A 14665-nucleotide genomic window follows, 5' to 3' on the forward strand; every position below is an offset into this window, starting at 1 on the left:
TTCTGGCTGATTCTTTGCTGTTGGTAACGGTGGTGAAGGTGAGTCTAAGCAGGTGTGGTGCTGGATCGAGCATGGCCGGTGGACCTCACCGGTTTACTCACCGGTGACGTCGGATTGGGTCACGATCGGGGCTCGCGCACCGGTGAGGACGTACGGCGCCCTCGGCGGAACGTCGCACTTTCGGGTCGGTCGGTGAGTTGTGGATGGCGTGGCGTTTCTGCGGTGAACCTGGGTGCGCCGTACGGGTGATGGCCGGGGCCGGGGCCTGTCGGCGGGGGTGGTAGCACGGCTACAACTCGGGCACTCGCCGTACTCCCCCTGTCCCTGCCCACCCCCGCGCAAGCGCGGGCCGCAGTCCCCGAGGTCCTGCCGATCGGGGTCGCCGTCTCCGCGCTTCAGGTCGCGGATGAGTCCTGCACGGGCTACACGCGCACCGCCTTCAAGCACTGGACCGCCGGAGACAATCCGAGCGACGGCTGTAACACCCGCGCGGAAGTCCTCATTTCGGAAGCGATCGCCGCCCCCGAGGTCGGGCCGCGCTGCTCGCTGACCGGCGGAGCCTGGAGCTCGTACTACGACGAAACCGCGGTGGACGGCGCCGGCGGCCTGGACATCGACCACATGGTGCCCCTCGCCGAAGCCTGGGACTCGGGCGCCTTCGGCTGGACGGCGGAACGACGCGAGGCCTACGCGAACGACCAGGGGCAGGCGTCCTCCCTCGTCGCGGTGACGGCACGGTCGAACCGACAGAAGGCCGACCAGGACCCGGCGGAGTGGCTGCCCCCGGCGTCCGGTGCGCCGTGTCGGTACGCCTCGGAGTGGACGGCGACCAAACTGCGATGGGGGCTGGCCGTGGACGAACTCGAACAGGACCGCCTCTACGACTTGGCTGCGGCGGTGACACCGTCACCTACACCCCCGCCCCGTAAGCCGGGCGAGACGCGTGTGGTCCGCCCCCAGGATGGCGCGGGCCACGCACCCCTGCGCGCCATGGCTGACCGCGAGCCCAGAGGCTTTCGTCGATGGCGTGTTTCAGTACGTGGGGAAGAGCCCTGTGGTCAGGCGGGTCGCTTTCTGCTGCAACACCTAAGGAGTCCATTCTTGGCCAAATTACCCATGTCAGGTTTTCGTGACGGCTGCGATGTCCATGCTTCTGCCCGGACTGGCAGGTGGATGACCTGCCTGACACAAAGTGGGGGAGGGCCGGTGGCGGTCGAGTCGACGGAGACTGCGTGGCGGATTCAGGCGGCTGTTGCCGATCTGACTGCCAAGGCTGATTCGAAGGCCTCGTTTGCACTGACCATGCAATCCGCGGCCTTGGCTGTCTTAGGGCTGCTTGCGGGTTCCCAACGAGCTGCGGGTGACCTCAACTCCGGCGCATCACGGCTGTTCCTGTGGTGCGGCATCCTACTCATGGTGGGCGGAGCCAGCTGCGCCGCATGGGCCATCTCGCCGAACCTCCGAAAGGAGCGGCGGGGGCCGGAACGTGATGACGATTTCCTATACTTCGGGCATGTTCGGCACCTGGAACCGGCGGAGCTCGAAGAAGTCCTCCGTAACAAAGATCCGCTGCCACCGCTGTCCCGGCAACTGGTGGTGATGAGCGAGATCGCCTGGACCAAGCACCGCCGCGTGCAGTGGTCGCTGACGTTGGCAGTCGCGGGCTGCACGGCCTTCGCTCTCGCGACCGTGGTCGGATGACACACCAGGGAGGCAGGACGCTGATGAATTTCTGCTCCCTGGTATCCGCCGACGTATGGCGCGACCTTGTGGAACGCGGGCGCCGGCGAACGTTCCGGCGTGGATCCGTGCTGCTGCGAGAAGGAGAGTCGCCGGACTCCGTGATCGCATTGGTCGACGGCCTGGTGAAGGTGACCCAGATCAATGAGTGCGGAGACGAACTGACGCTGACGCTGCGCGGACCAGGCGAAGTGCTCGGGGAAATGGGCGCCTTACTCGGGCGACCGCGCTCGGTCACGGTCACCGCAGTCCTGCCGTGTACAGGCTTTGTTCTGTCGGCCCACGCTTTCCGCGGCTACATCGAGCGCCATCACCTGGAGACGGTGGTGTACCAGCTGACCGTAGAGCGACTCAACAGCCACGAACGCCTGCGAGTGGACCTCGCGCACTTGCCGCGCGTGGCGCGCATGGCCCGAATCGTCAGTCACCTCGCAGACGAAATCGGCCGCACGCACGGCGATGACGGCCTGGTCGTCGAGTTGGGCATGGTCCGCACTGAGCTGGCCACCATGGCGGCTATGAGCCGCTCATCAGCACTTGACGCTCTCAGTCAGCTGCAGGCGGCCGGTGTCCTCACCCTGGGCCGGCGGAACCTGGTCATCAACGATGTCGCCCACCTCAGGGCAGCCGCCCGGGACGAGAAGCTGCTTCCGGGCGGTATTGGCTGCCAGAGCGACGTACCGAGCATGTGACTCAGCGCACGCCCGTACCGTCCAGTCCTGGACCGTCTCGACCCTGCTGCTCCATGAAGGTCGAGTTCACCGCGATTTCGCGATGGACACCCGACGAGAGGAGCGGCACATGTTGCCGTCTTGGGAGCCGTTGTGGCCCTACCGGGCCGTACTGGCGGTGGACGCCCGTAACTTCAGTGCGCTGGACAGCAAGGGCATGCAGCAAGTGAACGCCGAAATGCTGCCGTTGCTGTCCGAGGCGCTCAGTGCCAGCAACGTGAGCGCTCAGTGGCAGCTGCGGGTGTTCGGCCAGCATGCCGGAGACAGCTACGTCGCCGGCATGGACCCAGAGGTGTTGCCCGCGCTGGTGGGCTGCTTCCCCGGTGCCCTGAGGCAGGCTCTGGGTCGTCGACGCGCGGACAGCCCCGCCAGTACGCCCTTGCAGCTCAGGGTCAGCATCCACGTCGGCCCGCTGCCGCACACCGGGCTGGGCGTACCGATGGTGCACACTCACCGGCTCCTGGACGACGACGCACTGCGCACCCTGCTGAACCGCGCGAACCCGGAGATCACCAACACCGCGGTGATCATCTCGCAACGCGTCTACGAGGACGTCTTCGAAAGCGGCTGCGTCAACGGCGACGTCATGCCAGACCAGTTCATGAGGCACCTGGTGAAGGTGAAGAAGTTCCAGCAGCCGGCCTATGTCCACATCCCCGGCTTCGATTGGCGGCTCGCGGACCCGGACATCTTCGAACCCCTGGACACCATGGATGCAGCCACCGAGCAGCTGGCCCCTGCGCCCGGCGCGTCCCCCCAGCGGGCTTCCACGGCCCCGGGCGCGGTCAGCTTCAGTCACACGGGCGAGCACGGCATCCAGGCCTACAACCACTTCGGCGCCGGGCGGGGGCAGTGATGGTCGATAAAGAGCAGGGCCAGCGAGAAGGCGCGGTGACCACGTCGCCATCGGCGGAGCCACCGCCGGTGGAGCCCGTCGAGCCGAACTCGCTCGCAGGCTCCCCTCGACCGCCAGAGGGCGGCGAGCCGAACGGCCAGCCGCAGTCCAGCTCCGTGCGCTTCAGTCACTCCGGTGAGCACGGCATCCAGGCCTACAACCTGCACCTGAACGGTGATCAGGCGATCCCCGTCCCCATCACCGAGAGCGATGCAGACTACAAGGCGAGCCAGGATGGCCGGTTCGTCCCGCCGCGCAACACAGACCAGTGGGAGGCCGCTTCCAAACTGCTGGACGAATACGGAGTCATCGTGCTCTGCGCAGCCCAGGGCAACGGCCGGCGCACGGCTGCCATACGCCTGCTAAGCACCGTGAGCAGCCCCCCGCCGGCTCTTTACGACCTCGACCCGGAATGGTCCAAGCCCTCGGTCCGCCCGCTGCCGAAAGAGGCGGGGACTGGATGCATCCTCGATCTCTCAGACCTCGCGGAGCAACCTGGCGAGCGGCTGGGCACCGACCTGGTCAACTACGGGGCGGAGCTGCACAAGAACAACTCCTTCCTCGTCATCCTGGCCACGCCCGCCGACTGGTACGGCCACTGGGCCGAACCAACGCTGCCTTTCACCGTCCGGCTGGAGTCTCCCGACGCGCGCGCCCTCGTCACAGCGGAACTCCGGGCGAACTACCAAGGCGATCGTGTGACCTGGTTGGACACGTCGGAGTTCGCTGGCATCTGGAAGGCCAACCCTTCTGCGCGCGCCGCGTGGCGGCTGGCCGACCGTCTACTCCGGGCGTCCGGCCCGGAGCAGATCCAGGCGATCGTCGATGAGTTCGGCGACTGGCACCGTGAAGTCGAGAAGCTCCTCAGCAGGAATCGGGCGGCGGGGAGCGACGCGCAGCTGCTGTCCACCCGCGTCACCGTCTGGGCCGGCGCCCTGCTGCACGGAGGACAGCGCAGGTCCGTCATCAAGGCAGCCGACGACCTCCTGACCCGACTCGGGCTCGAACGCCACCCTGTCAACGTTCTTGTCGACGCAACCACATCGAGCCGTCTGGACGCCGCGGAGATCACTCGCGACGGAGACCGGGCCTTCCACGACACGCAGAAAGAGGGCCTGCCTGCCGCCATCCTGCGTCACTTATGGGACGAGTTCCCCACCCAGCACGAACTCCTGCGCAAGTGGGCGATCGGCATCGCCGCAGACCGGACCGTCCCGGAAGAGGACGCCAGGCTGATCACCACCGCACTCTGGAAACTGGCGGCGCACCGCCACGACCGGGCCATCCTCGACGGAATGGCGAGCGACCTCAAGGGCCCCCGGAGGGTCCTTGCCGTGGAAGCCCTCACCAAAGCAGCCGGGGACGCCGAGTTCGGCCGCTACGTCAGGGACCGCCTGCGCCAGTGGATGGACGCCAAGAACCCTTCGGACGACAAAGTCGACCTCGTCATCGAGATCTGCGCAGGCACATGGGGAATCCAACAGCCGCCCCTCGCCCTGACGCGGCTGGGCAAAGCCGCAGGCCACAAGACGTTCGGCTCCGCAACCGTCGTCAGTGCCTTCCAGCAACTTGCGCTGCAACGACCAGACGATGTGCGCAAGGCCGTCGACCAATGGCTCACCGACGCCGAAAGCCGGCCCGCCGACGAAACCCTGCGCCGCCAGACTCTCGGATCCTTCCTCGCTCTTGTCTCCAGCGACGAGGGAACAGACCTGATCCTCAACAACACACACGACCCCGAAGCCCGACTGCGGATCATCCACGCATGGCAGAGGCTGCTGTCAACCGACGACGCCGTGGACGCGGTCGTCAGGCAACTGTCGCGATGGCATGAGCGATTTCAAGCGGACCCCGACTGTCAGGAAGCCGTGGTGGACATCCTCGCGGACATCTTCGCCCCACCTAGCCTCCGCCCCGGTCTCGACCGGCTCATGGTGACGGAAGAAGCGGCCATCCGGCCCTTTTGGCGTGAAGTCCTGGTGCTGGCCGCCAACCGCTACCAGGCCTCCAAGAAGGCAACGACCCCTTGACGACCGACGGACCCGGCCCGTGGTGGAACCGCCGGCGCAGTCGGATCCGGGACCAGTGGCCCACACGTCTGCCCGGCATCCGCTTCTGCGCCCGCGGCACCCTCACCTACGAGACACACGCCAACATCGAGGCCGGCGGCACAGCGACCGCCCGAGCGGCCGCACGACTCGCCCTGGACGAACTCGGCCGCGGCATCACCCAGAACCACATGCCCGAACAGCTCACCACCGCACAAGAAAGCCTCACACTCGCCGTGGCGCACTGGCACACCCCTAAGGACGCACCAGGCCTCTGGCTGAGGGCACGTATCACTCTGCTGCTCACCGAGCAAGACGCCAACCGGGCCCAGAAGTATCAAGACGCCGTACGCGACGTGACACTCAAGCTCGCCCAGGAACACGAACACCGAGAGCGGCTCAGACAAACGGTGTTCAACAGCCCGGACGCCACGCGCATCTGGTGGCTCGACCGCCACCAGGACGCCCTGGAATCGCTCGACTGGGACCTCTTCAAGGAGAAGATCCTCCCCCTCGTCGGCGCGGCCGATGACGTCCAGTCCAAGGCCGAACGCATCGCACACACCCTCCTGTACGTGTGGGAGAGACTGGGCAACGACCCAGGACAACAGGCCCGCTTCACCACCACCGTCCGCACCGTCCTAGACCAGATGGGATGGAACGACGCCCTCGCCTGGCCGGCACTGGGCGAGCCGTTTGCGGCTGGTTCAACTGAGAGCGCCCGCATTGATGGCGCAGAGCCGCGCCCCGTCGCCGAGCCGGGCGCGGCCCGATGAAGCTATCCGCCTTGCGCTGGCTGCTCGACCCGGCAACCAGCCTTCTGGCCCTGCGGCTTCGTACGCAAGAAAGCGGCCGTATGTCCTACGACGCGGCCTGGCGGCTGGCCCGGGTGACCCGCCACCCCGACGAACTGGTGTACCGACACCACGGACATCTCGCCGAAGACTGCGGTGACGAAAGGTAGTGAGGGAAGTATGGGAAGCGTCACCCTGGCAGTGCGATCCTCGGTTCCTGGAGGACGACTGCCATGACACTGCAGCTCTACTGAGCACGCGACTCCCGCTGTTGTGATCCTCGGTCGCCCCGAAGGTGGCGGTCGTCCTCCGGGGCGGCCAAGGATCGCAACGGCGGTGTCCCCACCAGTCCGATGGACGACACCGCCGTGGCGGTCGTTTCCAGGGGTGATCGAGGGGACGTTGTACCCGGAGCCCGAGTCGCTGGCTTGAGGGAGACGGCGGACAGCCTATTGAACGTATCCTCCTCTGCCCATTTCGGCCCCCGATCTTCACTCCTGCACCTCACCCGGGGAAGGTGGTGCCGGGATGAGGAATCGGCTCGACTTGTCTGCCAGTACGCCGGCGAAGAAGTCCGCGGTGTCGTTCGGCCGCATTCGGGCCAGCGTGACCAGCGCGGTGATCGCGGTGTCCGCGACTTCTGCTTGGACGTCGTCCCAGGAGTGGGAAGTGCCCTTGCGCGGATTGGTGCCGTGCACGCCGATCACGGCTTGCGCGGCCTCTCCGAACTCTTCCCCGATCTTGAGGGCCTGGAGAGTCCACTGCTGCTCGGTCGGTACCTTCCGTTCGTCATCACGCTGTCTGAAGGTGCGCGCGAGCTCGTCGATGGTCTTCCATACTTCGTCCATGGTTCCTGCCTCGTTTCGGGTGGGGTGCTTCACGTGCGGCGATGGCGGCCGCGCCCCGCGCGCAGCGGTGCCTCGCCGCCATCGCCGGGACCCGCGACGACCTCCCCGGCAACCCCGGCGGCTTCGACACCGCGTCCTTCCAACCGCCGCACACCACTGGTCTCGACCCGTGGCCCGAGGCGACAGCCCACTTCCCCGCCCCGACCGGCGACACATTCGCCCACCACGTCCACGCCGTGGCCCGACGGGTCGCCCGCGTCACCGGACACGAACCGGCCGCGCTGGACCTGTCCGCCCCGGGAAGCCCCGTCCACGCCGTGCAGGTCGTCTGTCCCGGCACCCGCTCACGGATCGGAAGGTCGATGCCCCGATGAACCCCACCCCGGCCCGGGTGGACGTGCCCGGCCCACAGGGCTCCGCGCAATACGACTCCTTCCACGCCGCCCGCGCCCGAACCGACCTGGTCGCCCGCCTGTACGCGCAGGCGATGGGCGAGGACTACCCGGCGGAAGTCGCCGCCTCCAGCTCGTGTGACTGGCCCCTGCTGGGGCTCCTGACCGCGCGCCTGCGCCTGCGCCCGAACGACCTCCTCGTGGACGCCGGATGCGGCGCCGGCGGCATCGGCCTGTGGCTGGCCCGAGCCCTCGCCGTCCGCTTGGACGCCTTCGACCTCTCACCCGTCGCCGTCACGCAGGCCACCGCCCGCCGCGCCCACTTCCTCGGCCCGGCCGCCGACCGCGCCGCCTTCCGCGTCGCGGAGCTGGAACACACCGGCCTCCCCGACGGCCGCGCCCACGCCATCGTGTGCGTGGACGCCCTCGGGCGTGCCGCAGACCGCGGCAACGCACTGCGTGAACTCGGCCGCGCCCTCGCCCCCGGCGGCCGGCTGCTGGTGACCCGGGCCCCTCGGCGCGGCGCCGATCCGGCATGGCATCAAGCGGTCGCCACCGCCGGCTTGAGGCAAGAGCACGTGGACGAGCGCCCCGGCGAACCCGCGATGTGGGAGCGCCTCTACCGGCTGTGGATCGCCCACGCCGATCGCCTTCGCCGTGAGCTGGGCCAGGCCCCGGCCGACAACATGCTCCGCGAGGCCCACCACATGCTCCCCACCCTGCGTGGTAGGCGTGCCGTGCTGCTGACCCTGCGCCGCCTGCCCGGTGACCCGGGGCAAGCGGGTGCGGCCGATACGATGGCCGGGCCCCGCCTCCCCAGTGGCGACAGGCCCGCGCCCGGTGAGAGGACCCCGTAGTGAACCAGCACCACCCCATTCGTGCGGCGGTGTTCTCGGCAGGCTCCTGGGGGACCGCCGTCGGCAAGATCATGGCCGACGCCGGCACGAACGTGACCATGCACGCCCGGCGTGCCGAGATCGCCGACGCCATCAACACGACACACAAGAACCCCGGGTACTTCCCCGACGTCGAGCTGCCCCCCAACCTGACGGCCACCACGGACGCGGCCGCCGCGCTGGACGGCGCCGACTTCCTCGTCCTGTCCATTCCCGCGCAGTCCCTGCGGGAGAGCCTGGCCGCCTGGGCCCCGCACATCGGCCCCGACACGGTGATCGTGTCGCTGATGAAGGGCATCGAGATCGGATCGGGCCTGCGGGCGAGCCAGGTGATCACCGAAGTCACCGGCATCGACGCCGACCGGGTCGCGGTGCTGTCCGGGCCGAACCTGGCCCGCGAGATCATGGACGGCCAGCCCGCCGCGGCCACCATCGCCTGCCCCGACGACATCGCCGCCCACCGCGTCCAACACGCCTGCTACACCCCGTACTTCCGGCCATACACCAGCACGGACGTCATCGGCTGCGAACTGGGCGGCGCCGTGAAGAACGTCATTGCCCTCGCCGTCGGCATCGCCTCCGGCATGGGCATGGGCCACAACGCGCAAGCCATGCTCATCACCCGGGGACTCGCGGAAACCACCCGCCTCGCGACCGCCATGGGCGCCCACCCGGCGACCCTCTCCGGCCTCGCCGGCCTGGGCGACCTCGTGGCCACCTGCTCCTCCCCGCTCTCCCGAAACCGAACCTTCGGCGCCCACCTCGGCCAGGGCCTGAGCATGGAACAGGCCACGGCCGCCACCCGGCAGACCACCGAAGGCGTCAAGAGCGCGGCGGCGATCCTCGCCCTGGCCCACGCCCACGACGTCGAGATGCCCATCACGGACGTCATCTCCGCCCTGCTCAACGAAAAGGTCACCCTCTCCCAGGCCGCGGCCGCGCTGATGCAGCGACCGCCCAAGCCCGAGCGCTGACCCCCGCCGGGGACCCCGAACACCGGGGCCACCGCCCTGCACTCCCGCCCTCCCGACACGGAGGCCACACCCATGCCCCAACCCGTGCTGTCCGCTGCCCAAATCACCGTCGCCTGCGCCCTCGCGGCATGGATGATCACCGGTTTCACCAACCTGCCCGGCCGCTGGATGCGCTGGAAGATGTTCTGCCGCGCCACCTTCACGATCGTGGTGCTCACCGGCACCACCCGCGACGGCCGCACCGATCCGGTGAACGTCTACGACCACCTCTCGCCCGGCTCCTTCATCCTCGGACCGCCCCAGCTTCAGGCGATCCTCGACCATCTCGCCCACAGCGGCCGATACACGCGAATCGACGGCACCGGCCGTGTCCTGTCCGCCCGAGGGGAACAGCCGCTGGAGGTGAGGAACAGCCGTGTGGTTCTTTGACGCCATCGCTTCCGGCTTCCAACACCCGACCGACCCCGGGCGCCTCCAGGCGTTCCGCACCCTCTTCGGAGCCGTCCTCACCGCCCGGTTCGCGCTCTCCGTCGGCCAAGGAGGGTGGAACCGCCTCGTCGCCGGCTCGCTGAGCCGCCACCTCGCAGAACAGCGCTTCGGCCCAGCACGGGCCCGTCTCCTCGCCGGCGTCTACCGGCCCGCACTGATCATGCGCACCATCGCCGCCCTCGCCCTGGCCGCAGGGCTCCTGTCTCGCATTTCGCTGCTGCTGGTCCTGGCCGGCGCCGCCATGGAACTCCTCTACCTCAAGAGCCCGAACGCGGTGCGCTACACCCTGCTGACCGGCGGCGCTCTCTTGGCGGCGGGCAACCTCGGCCACGGTCTGACCATCGAGCACACCCCCAACACAGCCAACACCTGGGCACAGTGCCTGCTCGTATTGATTCGGACATCTACTGGAACAGTGCCTGACAGAAGCTGCGCAGCACCAAATTCCGCAGTGGCCTCTACCTCGCGCAGTGGATCCACACCTACAGCCAGATCCGCGACCGGCTTCCCTACCCGGGTCAGCACGCCGTCCCCGGCCTCGTCCGCCGGCACGCGGGCAACCTCACCGAGGGGGACGTGCGATTGTGGCGCGCGGTCGCGGCCACCGCCATCACAGCGGAAATTCGCCCTGCCGCCCGCACTCCTCATCCCTCAGACGATGCCGTACGCCATCGCGGCCGGCATCGCCATGCACACGGCATTCACCTGCCTCAAACCCCGCCAACTGATTACCTTCTCCGGCCTCACCCTCGCCACGTACCTCGCCTTCGCCGCCTGACAGACGCGGTCGGTAGTGGTCCCGCGGATCACGGCTCGGGAGCGCGCACCCCTCGCCGGCGCCCGGCGGCACGGCGCTGGGCATACGCGAACGACCAGGGGCAGGCGTCTTCTCTTGTCGCGGTGACGGCACGGTCGGATTGGCAGAGAGCGGATCAGGATCCTGCGGAGTGGTTGCCGCCGGCGGCGGGCGCGCTGCGCCGATACGCCTCGGGGTGGACGGCCACCAAGCTGCGGTGGGGCCTGCCCGTTGACGAACTGGAGCAGGGTCGCCTCTACGACCCGGCGGCCGGTTGCGGCGGTGGCACCGTCACCTGCACCCCGACCGAACCCCCGGATGCCTCTGGTGTGATCGGTGGCGTCGCATGCGAGAGGCGGACCAGTCGAGTCTTCCAGCGCCGCCCAGGCAAGGCGGCCGGCGCACGGGGCGCCGGCCAAGTGCCGGCGTCAGCTGGCGAGGGCGAGAGCGTCGGCAAGCGTGTCGATGCCTGGGGTGTCGGTGGGCAGGGTCCGGTACAGGGCCAGGGCTCTCGTGCGGGTCAGGCCGCCGCGGTAGGAGGCAGGGAGTGCGCCGTACGCCTGGGCTGCGATGCGAGCGGCTTCCGCGCGATCGCCGTCATGGGCTCGGCAGGACGCGGTGTCGATGGCGATCAGGGCCCGGGTCATCAGCGAGGGTGCCCGTGACAGGTCGAGTGCCCGCTGTTGGGTCTCGTACGCGCGGTGGGTCTCACGCAGGAGGGTCAGGGCCTGGCTCATATGGACGTGATGCTTCTGCATGGGGTAGCCGAACCAGGTGTCGGCTTGCTGCTGGGGCCGCAGGCGCTCGGCGAGCTCCTCCACGTCAGCGACGGCCCGTAAGGCCTTCTCGCGGTGGCCGCCGATGGCGTAGGCGCGGGAAGCCACGGCGGCGGCGAGCGCGGCGGTGGCGGAGGGCTGATCGCCGGCGAGGAAGCGGGCCTTCTCGGCGAGCTGGGCGGCGGCCTGCGGGGCTCCGTAGTTCAGCGGGACCATCGCCTCACGGCCCAGGACCCAGGCGTGCAGGAGTGTGTCCCCGGACTGCTCGGCGGCCCGTCCGGCGGTGCCGAACCACCGGTGTGCTTCGCGATGCTGGCCGAGGTCGTGCAGCACGATCGCCGCCATTCCGGCCATCTGTCCGGTGACATGGCAAAGGACCGACCGGCCCTTGACGGTCTGCGGCAGAGAGAGCAGGGGCCGCAGCTCGGCGAAGTCGTCGAGGATGTCGGCGAGGACGTCGGCCGGCGCTTGGCCGTGGTAGCCGTAGCCGTACCGCTCAGCCGTGGACTCCCAGAAGCCCAGGTCACTGTGGTCGGCGGCCAAGGCGGCGTCGATGTCGTGGCGGGTGTTCGTTAGTGCGGCGAGCCCGGGACCTGCCAGTCCGGCAGCGAGCGCGCCGCGCAACACATCGCGGCGCTTCATCGGATCATCTCCATTGTCTCGATCTTGTAAGGGAGTTGGTGGTTTCCCTGCCTCCCATGGCCTTTCGGCCAAGCCTAAGTCCCTGCCAGGAATCCGGAGCCCGTCGCAGATCCGTTCAAGCACCGGCAGAGAGGTGACCGTGCCGTCGCCTTTGGCCAGCTGACTCACACGCTCGGCCCGGATTCCGGTGGCCTCGCTGAGCCGGTTGAAGCTGATCCCGGCTTGGGAGTGAGCCAGCCCGAAGACGGCGCCGATGTCGCGCCGGGCGAGCGCGTCACCCACGCGCGGGTCCCGAAGCAGTTGCGGGGGCAGCGCCGCCGGTGACATCGCTTCCACGTACATCCCTTCGCCGGCGGCACCCCCATGGCATGTACCCATCGTGGGGCCCCCGTCCTGGGGTTACCGCTCGAATTCTCTGGTCTTTGAATGGTGCTGCTTCCCCGATCCACGATCCGCTCAATCCGCGTGCGGCGTAAGGCGATTTACAGCGAGCCTGCCGCCATGACCTGAGAGACGGTGCCTCGATGCCCGGTGCAGGAGCAGGACGGACCTCCGATCACGACGAGGCGGCGCACAACACCGCCGGTCGGTACGGCCGAGGATGGCAAGTTTGATCATCAAGGGCACGGCCCGCAGCGAAATGGCCGCGCGGCGGGAGCGGGCGACCCACCGCCGCGAGCGCGGACCGGCGAACGAAGTGACGCCCCTCCCCCGCTTACCGATCGACAGCGGCGTGACCGCCGCTCTCGCCTGGTGGTCACTCGTCGCCGGCGGCCTTGTGCTGCTGGGCGTGATCGGGCACCACGACCTCACCGGCGACCGGGGAACCGACGCAAGCTCCGCCACGGCCCCCGACGCCGACCCCCTCGCCGAGACGGACGTGTAGGTGACCCACCGCGGCAGGTGCTCTGAGCACCTCGTCGGCGCACGTGCCGTGCCTCGCCCCGTCGCACGTCCAGTCAGGAGACCCCGTGCACACCGTGTCCTCCCCGAACAGCGTCCTCGCCAACGCGCTCGGCGCCGTCGAAGACGTCTTGACGCCGCACCTGCACCCCGTACGGCCCCGCCGGGTCGAATTGTCCGTGGGTACCCAGATCAACGGCGTGCCTCACATCGGGACCTCTCTCGTCCAGTCCCTGACCTTCGCCCTGGCCGCCCGCATCCGCGATCGCTTCGATCTGCCGGTCCAGGTCGTTTTCGGCGCCCTGGACAACGCGCCCCACGAGACGCTGACGGACCCCGCCTCGGGCCACGTCTACCAACGGGCCTTGGCGCAGGCGTTCGACCCCGCCGCCGTGCTCAAGCAGGTCGAAGGCCTCTACCGGCCGCTCTTCGACGCCTTGTCGACGCGGACGGCGGTGCCGTACCGGATCGAGACGTACAGCCGGCAGCAGGCGACGGCGGGCTTCCGCGCCACCTGGCTGCGGCTGCTGCCGCGGCTGGAGTCCGCCCGGTGGTGGCTCGCGCCACCGACCGGCACCCCGCACCTGCGGGTGCCCTGCCCCGCCGCGGGCTGCGGCTGGGCGGAGAAGCACGCCGAACGCACCCGCGTCGAGTTCTCCGGCCAGCAGGCCACCGTCGGCGCCGTGTGCGTCCACCACGGTCCGTACGAGAGCGTCATCAGCCCCGACGGGCGCGGATACCTCGACCTGTCCACCCTGTACCGCAACGTCGTCAAGGAACTGACCACGCAACTCATCCCCGACACCCTGTCCGTCATGGTCAAGGGCGCCGACTGGATGTCCGGCACGCAACTCGTCAACGGCGCCCTCCAGGCCGTCGGGCTCACCCTCGGGCAGATCCCAGCCAGGATTTTCGGCCCACAGATCGTCACACTCACCGGTGCGAAACTCTCGAAGTCGCTGATCAGGAACAACCAGGCCGAGTCCTTGGCCGACGAGGACGCGTGGATGCTCGACACCAGGAAGTGGCCGGGATCAGCCGATACGTACGCCGCCCGGCTCCTTGACGCCAATACGGTGCTCCTCTCGCACCCGCGCCACTTCTTCCGGGACTACTCCACCGAGGAGTTCGCGCGGCTCATGGACACCAAGACCAGGAGCTACAGCGCAACATGAGCGATACGACCACCAGGCACGACCTGAACATCTACCAGCGCTATTTCGACCTCGTGGCCTCCGGCGCCAAGACGATCGAAGTCCGTGTCCGCCATGAGCGCCTGGCGGGCATGAAGGCGGGCGACACGATCCGTTTCCGAGTAAAGGACTCCGGCGACACCTGCGACGTCAAGATCATCCGCGTCGCCAGCTACGAGTCATTCGAAGCCCTCCTCGACGGCGAAGGCCCGGAGAAGGTCAACCCAATCACCCCCCGGGACCAGCAACTCACGAACATCCGCAACATCTATGGACCCGAAAAGGAGGCCCTGGGGGCCCTGGCCATCGAAATCGCGCTCCTCACGCCGTCCGCCTGACGATCTCTGCAAAATGACCCCGAGCACGGCCGCCGGCCAGGTGCTCGGGGTCACCTGTCCCGCCGCACGGGCACACTCGCCCCCTGGCACCACGACGGCGACACCCCCGACCTCGACGCCGCCCTGAACGCTCTCGACGGCGAAGAAGATTCTTATCCGTACCTAGTGCTGTGATCAGTCAGGTTCGTCGACGTGGTCAGGCTGTGGCCG

15 protein-coding genes and 1 pseudogene are annotated in these 14665 nt (G+C 68.6%); 14 read left to right on the top strand and 2 right to left on the bottom strand.

The features are described from left to right. Positions 1–621 precede the first annotated feature (621 nt). The 6 genes and pseudogenes from ACFYW3_RS32855 to ACFYW3_RS32880 all read left to right on the top strand — a co-directional run. A pseudogene (locus tag ACFYW3_RS32855) lies at positions 622–822 on the top strand (HNH endonuclease); the annotation flags it as partial. A gap of 279 nt (positions 823–1101) precedes the next feature. Continuing rightward, positions 1102–1701: a Pycsar system effector family protein gene (locus ACFYW3_RS32860; protein ID WP_389388263.1), complete on the top strand. Its 600-nt coding sequence runs from the start codon at positions 1102–1104 to the stop codon at positions 1699–1701. Positions 1702–1724: 23 nt separating this feature from the next. Then, positions 1725–2432 carry a Crp/Fnr family transcriptional regulator gene (locus tag ACFYW3_RS32865; RefSeq protein WP_389388193.1) on the top strand — a complete coding sequence of 236 codons (708 nt, stop codon included), beginning with the start codon at positions 1725–1727 and terminating at the stop codon, positions 2430–2432. A 109-nt stretch (positions 2433–2541) separates the two neighbouring features. Beyond that, positions 2542–3327 carry a hypothetical protein gene (locus ACFYW3_RS32870; protein WP_389388194.1) on the top strand — a complete coding sequence of 262 codons (786 nt, stop codon included), beginning with the start codon at positions 2542–2544 and terminating at the stop codon, positions 3325–3327. Next, positions 3327–5396 (top strand): hypothetical protein, encoded by a 2070-nt coding sequence (locus ACFYW3_RS32875; RefSeq protein WP_389388195.1) that lies wholly within the window; start codon positions 3327–3329, stop codon positions 5394–5396. The genes ACFYW3_RS32870 and ACFYW3_RS32875 overlap by 1 nt, the downstream gene beginning before the upstream one ends. Beyond that, positions 5393–6190, top strand: a complete 798-nt coding sequence (locus tag ACFYW3_RS32880) for a hypothetical protein (protein WP_389388196.1) — start codon at positions 5393–5395, stop codon at positions 6188–6190. Before ACFYW3_RS32875 ends, ACFYW3_RS32880 begins: the two co-directional genes overlap by 4 nt. 509 nt (positions 6191–6699) lie before the next feature. Here the strand turns inward: ACFYW3_RS32880 and ACFYW3_RS32885 are convergent. Beyond that, positions 6700–7056 carry a MazG-like family protein gene (locus ACFYW3_RS32885; protein ID WP_389388197.1) on the bottom strand — a complete coding sequence of 119 codons (357 nt, stop codon included), beginning with the start codon at positions 7054–7056 and terminating at the stop codon, positions 6700–6702. Between the two features lie 41 nt (positions 7057–7097). On the opposite strand from ACFYW3_RS32885, the gene ACFYW3_RS32890 reads away from it, so the two are divergent. The 5 genes from ACFYW3_RS32890 to ACFYW3_RS32910 all read left to right on the top strand — a co-directional run bounded on the left by ACFYW3_RS32890 (position 7098) and on the right by ACFYW3_RS32910 (position 10585). Next, positions 7098–7430: a hypothetical protein gene (locus ACFYW3_RS32890; RefSeq protein ID WP_389388198.1), complete on the top strand. Its 333-nt coding sequence runs from the start codon at positions 7098–7100 to the stop codon at positions 7428–7430. Beyond that, entirely contained in the window at positions 7427–8305 is an 879-nt protein-coding gene (locus ACFYW3_RS32895; RefSeq protein WP_389388199.1) for a class I SAM-dependent methyltransferase, read from the top strand. The genes ACFYW3_RS32890 and ACFYW3_RS32895 overlap by 4 nt, the downstream gene beginning before the upstream one ends. Then, on the top strand, positions 8305–9318 hold the full coding sequence (locus tag ACFYW3_RS32900) for an NAD(P)H-dependent glycerol-3-phosphate dehydrogenase (protein ID WP_389388200.1): 1014 nt from the start codon (positions 8305–8307) through the stop codon (positions 9316–9318). Before ACFYW3_RS32895 ends, ACFYW3_RS32900 begins: the two co-directional genes overlap by 1 nt. Before the next feature lie 72 nt (positions 9319–9390). Beyond that, positions 9391–9747, top strand: coding sequence for a hypothetical protein (locus ACFYW3_RS32905; protein WP_389388201.1), 357 nt, complete (start codon positions 9391–9393; stop codon positions 9745–9747). Next, positions 9734–10585 (top strand): hypothetical protein, encoded by an 852-nt coding sequence (locus tag ACFYW3_RS32910; protein ID WP_389388202.1) that lies wholly within the window; start codon positions 9734–9736, stop codon positions 10583–10585. Before ACFYW3_RS32905 ends, ACFYW3_RS32910 begins: the two co-directional genes overlap by 14 nt. Before the next feature lie 446 nt (positions 10586–11031). Here the strand turns inward: ACFYW3_RS32910 and ACFYW3_RS32915 are convergent, their stop codons facing one another. Beyond that, a complete protein-coding gene (locus ACFYW3_RS32915; protein WP_389388203.1) occupies positions 11032–12021 on the bottom strand; it encodes a hypothetical protein in 990 nt (329 codons plus the stop codon). Positions 12022–12622: 601 nt separating this feature from the next. Between ACFYW3_RS32915 and ACFYW3_RS32920 the strand changes: the two genes are divergently transcribed. From ACFYW3_RS32920 to ACFYW3_RS32930, 3 genes are all read left to right on the top strand, one after another. Next, positions 12623–12907 carry a hypothetical protein gene (locus ACFYW3_RS32920; RefSeq protein ID WP_389388204.1) on the top strand — a complete coding sequence of 95 codons (285 nt, stop codon included), beginning with the start codon at positions 12623–12625 and terminating at the stop codon, positions 12905–12907. An 85-nt stretch (positions 12908–12992) separates the two neighbouring features. Beyond that, on the top strand, positions 12993–14099 hold the full coding sequence (locus ACFYW3_RS32925) for a hypothetical protein (RefSeq protein WP_389388205.1): 1107 nt from the start codon (positions 12993–12995) through the stop codon (positions 14097–14099). Continuing rightward, complete coding sequence (locus tag ACFYW3_RS32930; protein WP_389388206.1) at positions 14096–14455, top strand: ASCH domain-containing protein; 360 nt, start codon at positions 14096–14098, stop codon at positions 14453–14455. Before ACFYW3_RS32925 ends, ACFYW3_RS32930 begins: the two co-directional genes overlap by 4 nt. Positions 14456–14665: the final 210 nt, after the last annotated feature.

Source organism: Streptomyces sp. NPDC002602, from assembly GCF_042889445.1.
Classification (GTDB): Bacteria; Actinomycetota; Actinomycetes; order Streptomycetales; family Streptomycetaceae; genus Streptomyces.